The organism is Corallococcus sp. RDP092CA, assembly GCF_041903675.1.
In the GTDB taxonomy this organism is placed as follows: domain Bacteria; phylum Myxococcota; class Myxococcia; order Myxococcales; family Myxococcaceae; genus Corallococcus.
Genome location: NZ_JAYESI010000003.1, coordinates 369,654 through 380,837, shown reverse-complemented (window position 1 = coordinate 380,837; position 11,184 = coordinate 369,654). Strand labels below are relative to the sequence as shown.

The 11,184-nt window shown below is 70.2% G+C and carries 7 protein-coding genes; 4 read left to right on the top strand and 3 right to left on the bottom strand.

The features are described 5' to 3' along the window. Positions 1-202: 202 nt before the first annotated feature. The 3 genes from U8525_RS05865 to U8525_RS05855 are packed head-to-tail and all read right to left on the bottom strand — an operon-like array spanning position 203 to position 3,047. Positions 203-1,864, bottom strand: a complete 1,662-nt coding sequence (locus U8525_RS05865) for a DUF6178 family protein (protein WP_374262168.1) — start codon at positions 1,862-1,864, stop codon at positions 203-205. 38 nt (positions 1,865-1,902) lie between these two features. After that, complete coding sequence (gene yihA / locus U8525_RS05860; protein WP_374262165.1) at positions 1,903-2,523, bottom strand: ribosome biogenesis GTP-binding protein YihA/YsxC; 621 nt, start codon at positions 2,521-2,523, stop codon at positions 1,903-1,905. 11 nt (positions 2,524-2,534) lie between these two features. Then, on the bottom strand, positions 2,535-3,047 hold the full coding sequence (locus U8525_RS05855) for a multiheme c-type cytochrome (protein WP_374262162.1): 513 nt from the start codon (positions 3,045-3,047) through the stop codon (positions 2,535-2,537). Between the two features lie 135 nt (positions 3,048-3,182). Here U8525_RS05855 and U8525_RS05850 point away from each other — a divergent pair, with 135 nt between their 5' ends. The 4 genes from U8525_RS05850 to U8525_RS05835 all read left to right on the top strand — a co-directional run bounded on the left by U8525_RS05850 (position 3,183) and on the right by U8525_RS05835 (position 11,134). Beyond that, positions 3,183-3,665, top strand: coding sequence for a hypothetical protein (locus tag U8525_RS05850; protein ID WP_374262159.1), 483 nt, complete (start codon positions 3,183-3,185; stop codon positions 3,663-3,665). Positions 3,666-3,668: 3 nt separating this feature from the next. Beyond that, the gene (coaE, locus tag U8525_RS05845; RefSeq protein ID WP_374262157.1) at positions 3,669-4,265 is read left to right on the top strand and encodes a dephospho-CoA kinase; all 597 of its coding nucleotides are present in this window, start codon (positions 3,669-3,671) and stop codon (positions 4,263-4,265) included. Positions 4,266-4,288: 23 nt separating this feature from the next. Beyond that, entirely contained in the window at positions 4,289-5,458 is a 1,170-nt protein-coding gene (locus U8525_RS05840; protein WP_374262155.1) for an SDR family oxidoreductase, read from the top strand. A gap of 543 nt (positions 5,459-6,001) precedes the next feature. Further along, on the top strand, positions 6,002-11,134 hold the full coding sequence (locus tag U8525_RS05835; RefSeq protein ID WP_374262152.1) for a myxosortase-dependent M36 family metallopeptidase: 5,133 nt from the start codon (positions 6,002-6,004) through the stop codon (positions 11,132-11,134). Positions 11,135-11,184: the final 50 nt, after the last annotated feature.

Here is an 11,184-nt window from a genome sequence, read left to right as displayed (position 1 = left end):
CCCCTTCGCTGTCGGTCGCTCGTCCCGTCACACGCCTGCCCCTGGCCCTCGTGGATTGCCGTCAGCCGCTCGCGGATTGCGAACAGCTGGCGGGCAAGGGGCAAAGCAGCGCGCGTGCCAGGGACTGGCGTCGGGGATCGCCCGTATCTTCGGGCAGTTGCGGGATCGCCCTGAACCGCCGGGCGGCGTAAGGCTGAAAAAGCTACGGGACCGGCGCGCTCTCCATCGGAAGCACCGCGGAGGCGATCAGGTCCAGGCGGCCTTCGCGCAGCCACGCCGGGCCCAGCTCCGACAGCAGGCGCGCCAGCGTGACGTTCACCACCCGACGCAGCTCCTCGCGCGCGCCTTCCGGCACCGCGGGCGACAGCGCGGCCACCGCGCGCTCCGCCGCGCTCGCGCGCAGGCGAGGGGCGTCCGGCGTGCCCTCGAAGAGGCGCTGGCCCAGCTCCACCGTGCGCCCCAGCGGCACGGGCCGCACGTCCACGCGCTCCTCCAGCACGGCCATGGACACGACCGCCGCCCACAGCCGCTCCACGCCCAGCACGTCCAGCGACACGCCGAAGCGCGCCAGCACGGTGCGCGCCGCGTCCTCGGAGCCGCCCAGCACCGCGGCCAGCGCCGCCACCTGCGCCTCCGCCCGCGCGAGCAGCGCCTCCGAACCGGCCACCTCGCGCAGCGAACGGAACGGCACGGCTTCCGCGCCGGGGACGCGCAGCGCGCGCCGGGGACGCTTGCGCCGGAGGGCCTCCAGCCCGGCGGCCTCCTCCGGGAGCACCAGCGGCACGTCGTCCAGCTTCACGAAGGGCGCCTTGAAGAGGCGGTCCGCGCGGTACTTGAGCTGGAGCGTCAGCGTGAAGCCCACCTGGAAGACGCGGCGCAGCGGCGTGTCCCGCAGCGCGTCCGGCGCCTTCGCGGGGTCGGCCCCCGTCAGGTGCTCCAGGCCCAGCGACAGGTAGTCGCGCACCCACTCGCCCACGCGGCGCACGGCGTCCAGGTCGCCCGGGTCGCCCAGCTCCGCGACGAGCACCGCGTTGGCCACCTCCCGCAGCTCGTCCTCCGCGTTCATCCGCTCCACGTCGGACAGGTCCCGGAAGGCCGCCTCCAGGTAGTCCACGTGGCCGCCCGTAGCGGTGAGCGCGGGCGTCCCCGCCCCCAGGGGGCGCGGCGGCACGTCCACGCGGCTGAAGAGGGACAGCGCGTCCTCCAGCGAGGGGAAGCCCAGGTCCGCCAGGCGCGCGCGGCGGAACTGGAACGCGGTCTCCTCCAGCTCGGAGGGGATCTCCCAGCGCACGGCCTCGAAGAGGCGCACCGCTTCAAAGGGGTTCTCCGCGATGAGGTCGTTGAGGAGCGCGCGCATGGCGGACATCTCCACGCCCTCCGCCTTCAGCTCCACCAGGTAGCGCCCCTCCGGGGTCTCCACCGTCACGCCCTGCGGGTTGACGTCCGGGTTCTCCTCCAGGTCGTGGACGACGGTGAACTCCTTGAGGAGCGTCTCCACCACCTCCAGGTCCACCGCGTGCACCTTGCGAAGGAAGTCCTCCAGCTCGTCACCGCGCGCGGCGCGCAGCCAGGTGAGCACCGCGTGCGGCTCCAGCTTGTCCTTCGCCCAGCCGCCCAGGTCCACGAAGGTGCGGAACTGCGCGGGGGACGCCAGTTGCACGAGCTCCGTCGTGTCCGCCAGCCCCACCTCCTGGATGGTGACGTAGAGGTCCTCCGCGGGCAGCGAGCGCACCAGCGCGGCCGTGTCCTCCGCGTCGAAGAGCGCCTTCACCCGCTGACGCGGGGCCAGGCGCATCCACCGCTGACGCTCCTCGCGGGGCGCGAGGGGCGAACCACCACCATTCGTCTTGCCGTTCTGGGACACGCCGGGGGTGCTACCACAGCGGCCCTGTTCCGGCAGCCTCAGACGCGGGTGGCCTTGCCGAAGGTGTCCAGCAGCGTGCCCCACACCTCCTCCACCCCCAGCTTCTCCGTGGAGGAGAACGGGAGGACCGCCTCGCGGGGCAGCTCCAGCTGCTCGGCCACCTTCTGCAGCCGGGGCTTGCGCTGCGCCTTCGTCAGCCGGTCCACCTTGGTGGCCACGACGAGGATGCGGCGGTTGTGCTCCTGGAGGTAGTCCAGCGTCTGCAGGTCCTCCGGCGTGGGCCCCACCTCCGCGTCGATGATGCTCACCACCACCTCCAGCCGGTGCCGGTTCTTGAGGTAGGTGGTGATCATCTCCTGCCACTGGGCCTTGTCCGCCTTGCTCGCCTTGGCGAAGCCGTAGCCGGGCAGGTCCGCCAGGCGCACCGTGTGGCGCACGCCGTCGCGGTCCAGGTCCACGTCGAAGAAGTTGAGCGTGCGGGTGCGCCCCGGCGTGTTGGACACGCGCACCAGCTTCCGCCGGTTCGTGAGGGCGTTGATCATGGACGACTTGCCGACGTTGGAGCGGCCCACGAAGGCCACCTCCGCGGCGTGGTCCGTGGGCAGCCCCTTGAGCTCCACGGCGGTGGTGACGAAGCGGGCGTCGAGGATCTTGATCAAGCGGAGGTCACTTACTTCTTCGCCGTGGCGGGAGCCGGCGTGGAGGGGGCCGCGTCCGCGCGGGGCTGCTGCCTGCGAGCGCGCTCGGCGGACCAGTGGTCGATGGCCTTCAGCGCTTCCTTGAAGTCAAACGGGCGCAGGGATGGCGAGGAGGCGTCATGGCAGGTGCGGCACTGCTTCTCCGACGGGTCCACCAGCCCCACCAGCCGCGCCAGCTCCGGGTCCTTCATCACGTAGGACGGCGAGTAGTACTGCCCACCGCCGTGGCACGTCTCGCAGGTGACGGCGGACAGCTGCTGCTCGGCCTGGTCCGGCGCGTGGCAGGACAGGCACCGCGCGTCCTTCTTCTGCGTCTCCGCCAGCGTCTCCGTGGCCCGGGCGTGCTTGGACTTCATCCACGCGTCGTACGCCTCCGGGTGGCAGCCCTTGCAGCTGTCGGGGCCCGTGAAGTCCGCGGCGCCGGCGAGGCCGCCGCAGAGGGCGAGCAGGAGGGCGGAAAAGACCCGGAAGGCACGAGAAGACATGCCTTGAGCACGTAGCAGAGGCCCCTGGAGGGGGCAAGGCGTCTCGTTCGTGATTGAATACCGGGTGGACAGGTGCGTGGCTTGAGGTAACGGACCTTGAGGCGTGCCTGCCTGATCCGCTAGGGAGGAGTCGTGATGCGGACCCCCGTGATTGCCGTCCTGTTCGCCGTCGCCGTGCTTGCCGTCTCCCTGCCTGCCTCCGCCAAGCCGTGGCAGGGCATCGAGCCCGGGTCCTCCAAGAAGGAGGACGTCCTGAAGAAGTTCGGGGAGCCGTCCCGGACCATGACCCAGGACGGCAAGGAGATCCTGGCCTACTTCCAGAAGGAGGCCATCAAGGGCACCACCCAGGCCCAGTTCAAGGTGGACCCGGCCACCCAGCTGGTGGAGCGCATCGACGTGTTCCCCGGGCCGGTCATCGAGAAGGACACCGTCGAGAACAGCTACGGCCCCGCGTGCCCGGGGGGCGCCATGCCCGCCACGCCCTGCTACCTGCGCAAGCTGACGGACGACTTCCGCACCTACTTCCTCTACGTGAAGCTGGGCGTGGCCATCTTCTTCAACGAGGACGGCAAGACGGTGCAGTCCTTCGTCTTCACCACGCCCAAGGCCGCGAAGTAGCCCGTGCACGTCTTCGGCCTGACGGGCGGCATCGCCTCCGGCAAGAGCACGGTGAGCCGGATGCTCCGGGAGCTGGGCGCGCGCGTGCTGGACGCGGACGTGCTCGCCCGGGAGGTGGTGGAGCCCGGCACCCCCGGCCTGAAGCGCATCGACGAGCGTTTCCCCGGCGTGGTGGGCCCCGAAGGCCGCCTGGACCGGGTGAAGCTGGGCGCGCACATCTTCGCGAACGCCGGGGAGCGAGCCGCGCTCAACGCCATCGTGCACCCGGAGGTCCGGGCCCTCTTCCTCCAGAAGCTCCAGGCGCTGGAGGCCGAGGGCGTCACCCACGCCGTCTACGACGTGCCGCTGCTCATCGAAACGGGCCTGCACACGGCGATGGAGGGCGTGGCCGTGGTGTGGGTGCCCCGGGACGTGCAGAAGGCGCGGCTGATGACGCGCGACGGCCTCACGGAGGCGCAGGCGGAGGCGCGGCTTCAGGCGCAGATGCCGCTGGACGACAAGCGCGCGCACGCGACGTGGGTCATCGACAACAGCGGCGCGCCGGAGGCCACCCGTCCCCAGGTGGAGGCGGTCTGGCGGGCGATGCTCGCGCGCGGCTGACGGGCGGTTATGCTGCGCCGCGAATGAGCGACACGGCGACGACGCGGCAGGGCCCTGGCACCTACTTCCTCACCGGCTACCCGGGCTTCATTGGCAAGCGGCTGGTGGAGCACATCGCGCGGGAGGACCCGCGGGGGCACATCTACGTGCTCGTGCAGCCCAAGGCCTTCAAGGAGGCGCAGGCGCTCGCGGCGAAGGTGAAGGGCGCGCGCGTGGAGCTGCTCACCGGCGACGCGGTGGACATGCACCTGGGCCTGTCCGGCGAGGAGTATCAGCGCCTGTGCGAGCGGGTGACGGACATCTTCCACCTGGCCGCCGTGTCGCAGCTGGGGGTGCCCAAGGAGACCGCGTGGCGGGTGAACGTGGACGGCACGCGCAACATGCTGGAGCTGGCGCGCGACTGCGAGAACCTCTCGCGCTTCAACCACTTCTCCACCTGCTACGTGTCCGGCGACCGCGTGGGCGTCATCGCCGAGGACGAGCTGGACCGGGGCCAGTCCTTCCGCAACGCCTACGAGGAGACCAAGTTCCAGGCGGAGCGGCTGGTGCAGCGCGCCGCCGCCACCCTCCCCGTCACCATCTTCCGTCCCTCCAGCGTGGTGGGTGATTCGCGCACGGGCGAGATCGATCGCTTCGAGGGCCCCTACTACCTGGGCATCCTGCTCGTCACGTCCCCGCTGGTGGTGCCGCTGCCCCTGCCGGGCAACGGCGTCGCGCCGCTCAACGTCGTCCCGGTGGACTTCGTGGTGGAGGCCGTGTGGCGGCTGTCGCGCGACGCGCGCGCGAAGGGGCGCACCTTCCACCTGGTGGATCCCAACCCCATGAGCGCGCGGCGCGTGTACGAGCTCATCGCGGAGAAGGCCCACAAGCGGCTGCCGCGCTTCAACCTGTCCGCGCGCGCCGCGGACGTGATGCTGCGGATGCCCGTGCTGGAGAAGCTGGCCCGGCCCCAGCGCGCCGCCATCAGCTACGTGAACCACCTGGCCATCTACAACTGCCACAACACGCTGGAGCTGCTCGACGGCACCGGCGTGCGCTGCCCACCGCTGTCTTCGTATCTGGATCAGCTCGTCGCCTACGTGCGCGAGCAGTACAAGCAGCGCAAGGAGGGCGCGGAGGTGGAGGATCCGCTCGACCACGGCCCGCTGCCCTCGCGCGACGAAGGCCCCGCCGCGCCCCGTTCGCGCCGCTGAGCAGGGTTTCCTCCCACACGCAAGGTGCGGCGCGGCACCTGTTTCACGCTCGCGTCCGCCTGGCTGCTACGGCTTATTCCAGACTGACAATTGTTACTGGGTTGCTAACGCAAAGTTACGCAGGCCCCCCTCTTTTCAACGAAACAGTGTCCTGGTTAGCATGCGCTCCCACTGAATCCAGCGCGGTAGACACGACCGCGCCCGGACGAGTGAGTTGGAGAGCAGCGCTTGCCGGAAACCGTTGACAGTCGCCTCGCGTGGGTCGCCCCGGGTTCGGGTGTGGCGCCCCGGCTGTCCGGACCGTCGAAGCGCGTTGCCCCTGCCCTGCCCGCCTCGCGCGGCACGCCTTCCTCCGCGGCCCTCCGCGCTCGCGTCGTTCATGCGACCTGGGGCGTTGGGCAGCGTTTCCTATCGGGCTGTTGTCCACCCACGGTCCGCCATCCGTAAGGAGCGGCCCGCCCCCCGGCGGACCCCTCCTCGTGCAGTCGTCGTCACTCGCAGTCCCCTCGTCCGGCAGTACATCACCCCCAAGAAGGAAGGCGCATGCGTCTCAGGGAAAAGCTGTTGACCAGCCTGCTGCTGGTGCCCCTCGCGGGTACCAGCGCGTGGGCCAAGGAGCGGTCGAACTACGACGCGTTCCTGGAGCAGCGGGACTCCCGCTCTCTCGCCGTGGACTCCAACACGGCCGTGTCCCGCGGGCTTCGCATCGAGCAGACCGAGCGGCGGCTCGGCGTCCCCACGTTCGCGTGGGCGGCGCAGGACGGTGCGCAGTCCAAGTCCGTCATCCGCTCCGGCATGACGCCGGAGAGCGCGGCGCGTGCGCACCTGCAGTCGGTGGCGGACAGCTACCGCCTGACGCGCGACGACGTCGCGGGCGCCAGCCTGCGCTCGCTGCACAACACCGGCAAGGGCGCCATCGTCGCGACCTTCAACCAGTCGGTGGGGGGCATCCCGGTCTTCCGCAATGAGGTCAAGGTCGTCATGGGCCAGGACCTGCGCCTGGTGGCCGTGAGCGGCTACCTCGCCCCGTCCGAGCTGGCGCTCACCGCGAAGTCCAAGGCGCGCACCGGCTTCAACCTGGGCGCCGCGGACGCGGTGTCTGGCGCGTTCAAGGACCTGACGGGCTCCGGCACGCAGGCCACCTCGTTCATCAACGCGGGCACGCAGGGTGACTTCACCTTCTTCGAGCTGGCCCCCAACGCGAAGTCCGCGCTGCCGCAGGATCTGGCCACCCCGGCCCGCGCCCGGCAGGTGTACTTCATGCTGGCCGGCAAGCTGGAGCCGGCGTGGTACGTGGAGGTGAACGCCGGCCCCAAGGCCGCGCGCTCCAGCGACTACTATGCCTACGTGGTGTCCGCGGCCACCGGCCAGGTCCTCTTCCGCAACAACCTGACGGCGGACGCCGGCGCGGAGTTCACGTACCAGGTCTGGGCGAGCCAGCAGTCCCCGTACCTCCCGGACGACGGTCCCCAGGGCACCGACGCGACCCCGCACCCCACGGGCTTGAAGGACGGCTATCAGGCCCCGCTGAACCGTCCGCAGCAGCAGATCACCCTGGCCAACAGCCCCTACAGCCGGAACGACCCCTGGCTGCCGGCCAACGCCACGCAGACCACGGGTAACAACGTGGATGCGTATGCGGACCTGTCCTCGCCGGACGGCTTCCAGCCGGGCAGCGCCGACATCCGCGCGGAGACGACGAGCGACAACACCTTCGCGTACGTCTACGACACGACCAAGGCCCCGGGCATCAGCCCCGAGCAGATCAAGGCCTCGGTGGTGAACCTGTTCTACGTGAACAACTTCCTGCACGACTGGTACTACGACTCCGGCTTCGACGAGGCCGCGGGCAACGCCCAGTCGTTCAACTTCGGCCGCGGCGGTCTGGATGGCGACCCCCTCCAGGCCCAGGCGCAGGACTACGGCGGCCGCAACAACGCGAACATGAGCACGCCGGCCGACGGTGCGTCGCCGCGCATGCAGATGTACGTGTTCGACGGCACGCCCGAGCTGTCCGTGACCGCTCCCGCGTCCCTGGCTGGCGTGTACGAAGCCTCCTCCGCGAGCTTCGGCCAGCAGGCCTATGACACGTCGGGCGAGGTCAAGGACGCCCCTGCCGCCAACCTGAATGGCTGCGCCGCCTTCGAGGCGGGCTACTTCACCGGGAAGATCGCGCTCATCGACCGCGGTGCGTGCGACTTCGTCGCCAAGGCGAACAACGCCCAGCAGGCGGGCGCCGTCGCCACGGTCATCGTCAACAACGCCGCGGGCAGCCCCATCGCCATGGGCGGCACCAACGCCGCGGTCACCACCCCGGCCCTGATGATCACCCAGGAGGCGGGCGCGGCGTGGCGGGCGGAGCTCGCCACCGAGACGCTGACCGTGAAGTTCCTGCGCGAGGCGAACCAGGATCGCGACGGTACGCTCGACAACGGCATCATCGCGCACGAGTGGGGTCACTACATCAGCAACCGCCTCATCGGTAACGCCGCGGGCCTGAGCAACAACCAGGGCCGCTCGATGGGCGAGGGCTGGGGCGACTTCCACGCGATGCTGCTCCAGGTGCGCGCGGAGGACCAGGCCAAGCAGGGCAACGGCAACTGGCAGGGCGTCTACAGCACCGCGGGCTACGTCACCAGCGGTGGCAAGAACCAGGGCTACTACTACGGCATCCGTCGCCTGCCCTACACGACGGACATGAGCAAGAACGGCTACACGTTCAAGCACATCTCCAACTTCACCACCCTGCCCGGCGAGCTGAGCACCGCGCGGACGGACATCAACAGCGAGGTCCACAACAGCGGTGAGGTGTGGGCCACGATGCTGTGGGAGTGCTACGCGAGCCTGCTGAACGCGCACCCCTTCCAGGAGGCGCAGGACCGGATGAAGCGGTACCTCATCGCGGCCTACAAGGCGACGCCGAACGCCCCCACGTTCACGGAAGCCCGTGACGCGGTGCTGGCCGTCGCGCTGGCGAGCGATCCGGCGGACTACCAGCGCTTCGTGGCGGCCTTCGCCAAGCGCGGCCTGGGCTTCGGCGCCAAGTCGCCGGACCGCGACGCGTTCGACCACATCGGCGTGACGGAGAGCTTCGCCGCGGGCGGCAACCTGGAGGTCACCAGCATCACGCTGGCCGACACCGCGGGTGGCTGCGACCAGGACGGCGTCCTCGACGTTGGCGAGCAGGGCGAGCTGAAGATCACCGTGCGCAACGTGGGCGGCACCGGGCTGAGCGCCTTCCAGGGCACCGTCAGCACCACCAGCACCACGGCCACGCTCCAGTTCCCGAGCGGCACCACGATCAGCATCCCCGCCCTGTCGCGCGGCGCGGAGAAGACCATCACCGTGCCCGTCAACCTCACCGCGGTGTCCGACTCGCCCGCGCGCGCCGGCCTGAAGGTCACCTTCGACTCCACCGAGATCCCGGCGGAGTCGAAGACGGTGACGTACGATCCGCGCGTCAACTACGACGACGTGCCGAGCACCAGCGACACGGAGACGTTCGAGTCCGGGCTGTCCGGGTGGACGGTGTCGCAGAACCTGTCGTCCTCCGGTGACTGGACGCTGTCCGGCTCGCCTGAGAACCGCTACCTGCACGGCGGCGATCCGGGCACGGCGGTGGAGACCATCGTCACCAGCCCCTGGCTGCGGATCGAGGACGCGGCCGAGTTCGTGATGAGCTACAAGTACCGCCACTCGTTCGAGTTCGACTCGAGCGCCGCCTACGACGGCGCGGTGCTGGAGCTCACGGTCGACGGCGTCGAGTGGATCGATCCCTATCTCGACCTCTACCCGGCGGTGGACGTGGATCCGGGCTACACGGCCCTCATCGCCACGGGCGGCGGCAACCCCATCGAGGGCCTCCCCGCGATCGCGCTGGTGAGCACGGGCTTCCCGGCCTTCACCACGGCGGAGCTCAACTTCGGAGACTTCTTCCAGAGCCTGGGCTTCAAGAACATCCGCTTCCGCTTCCGCATCGGCGGCGACGTCGCCGTGGGCGGGTACGGCCTGGACCTGGATGACGTGAAGTTCACGGGCGCCGCGCCGGCGTTCACCGGCCAGGCGGAGCAGCCGGCCTCCACGGGCACGTGCAACGTGCGTCCGGTGGCGAACGCGGGTGCGGCGCAGGGCGTCTACGAGGGTACCCTCGTGGGCGGCGTCCTCAACCGCACCAAGATCACCCTGAACGGCACGGGCAGCTTCGACCCGGATGCCGCCGCGGGCGACACGCTGACCTACAGCTGGACGCAGGTCGGTGGTGCCACGCCGATCACGCTGACCGACCCGGACACCGCGACGCCGAGCTTCATCGCGGACGTGGACTACAACGACATCCTCGCCTTCCAGCTCGTCGTCACCGACGCGGCGGGCAAGACGAGCCTCCCGAAGACGGTCAACGTGACCATCGTCAACGTGAACCAGCCGCCGGTGGCCGCGGCCTCCGCGCCGACGACGGTGAACGAGGGCGACGCCGTGACGCTGGACGCCTCGGCCTCCACGGATCCGGACCGGATCGACGCGGATGAGCTGACGTACTCCTGGGCCCGGACGGGTGGCACCACGCCCGCGGTGACCATCACCAACGCCACCAAGGCGAAGGCGTCGTTCACGGCTCCGGAAGTGGCGGCGGACACGCAGCTGACCTTCACCGTCACCGTGACGGACGGCAGCGGCGCAAAGTCCACCAAGTCCGTGGCCGTGACGGTCAAGAACGTGGACCGTGCTCCGGTGGCCAACGCCGGCGCGGACATCAACGCGGATGCCCGCTCCACGGTGACGCTGACCGGCTCCGGCTCCGATCCGGACGGCACGGCGGTCACCTACCAGTGGGTGCAGACCGCGGGTGCGGCGGTGACGCTGACGGGTGAGGACAAGGCGACGGCGACCTTCGTGGCGCCGGACGTCAACACCCCCACCGAGCTTACCTTCAAGCTCACGGTGACCTCGGCCGGCCTGTCGGCGTCCGACCTGGTCAACGTGACGGTGCACAAGGCCAACCGCCACCCGGTGGGGGAGGCTCCGGCCACCATCGATGCGGATGAGGGCAGCAACGTGACGCTGGACGCTTCCGGCATCACGGATCCGGACGGTGACGTGCTCACCTACGTCTGGGCCCAGGTTGGTGGCTCCCCGGTTCAGACCACGGGCGCCGACACGGCGCAGCTGAGCTTCACGGCGCCGCAGGTCCAGGCCGACACGGCCGTGGCCTTCAGCCTCACCGTGACCGACTCCGACGGCGCCTCCTCGGGCCCGTTCATCTACACGGTCAACGTGAAGCAGGTGAACCAGGCGCCGGTCGCCAAGGCCCGGGTCATCTCGGGCGTGCGCGGCGGTGAGCTGGTGAAGCTCGATGCCTCCACGTCCACGGATCCGGACAACGAGACGCTGACCTATGCCTGGGCCCAGACGGGTGGCCCGTCCGTGACGCTGACCGGCGCCAGCTCCGCCGAGGCCAGCTTCACGCCCCCGGCGAAGAAGACGCTGGAGACCTACACCTTCACCGTCACGGTGAAGGACGCGGCCGGTGAGACCAGCACCGCCGAGGTGAAGGTCTCCGTGCCGAAGGCCGAGGACGACGGCGGCGGCTGCTCGTCCACGGGCGGCTCCGCTGGCGGCATGGCGCCGCTGATGGCGATGTTCGCGGCGATGGCGCTCGCGCGCCGTCGCAAGGCGTAAGGCGGACGCTTCGCCCTGAAGCCCTGAAGTGACGGGGGGCGGTCCTCACT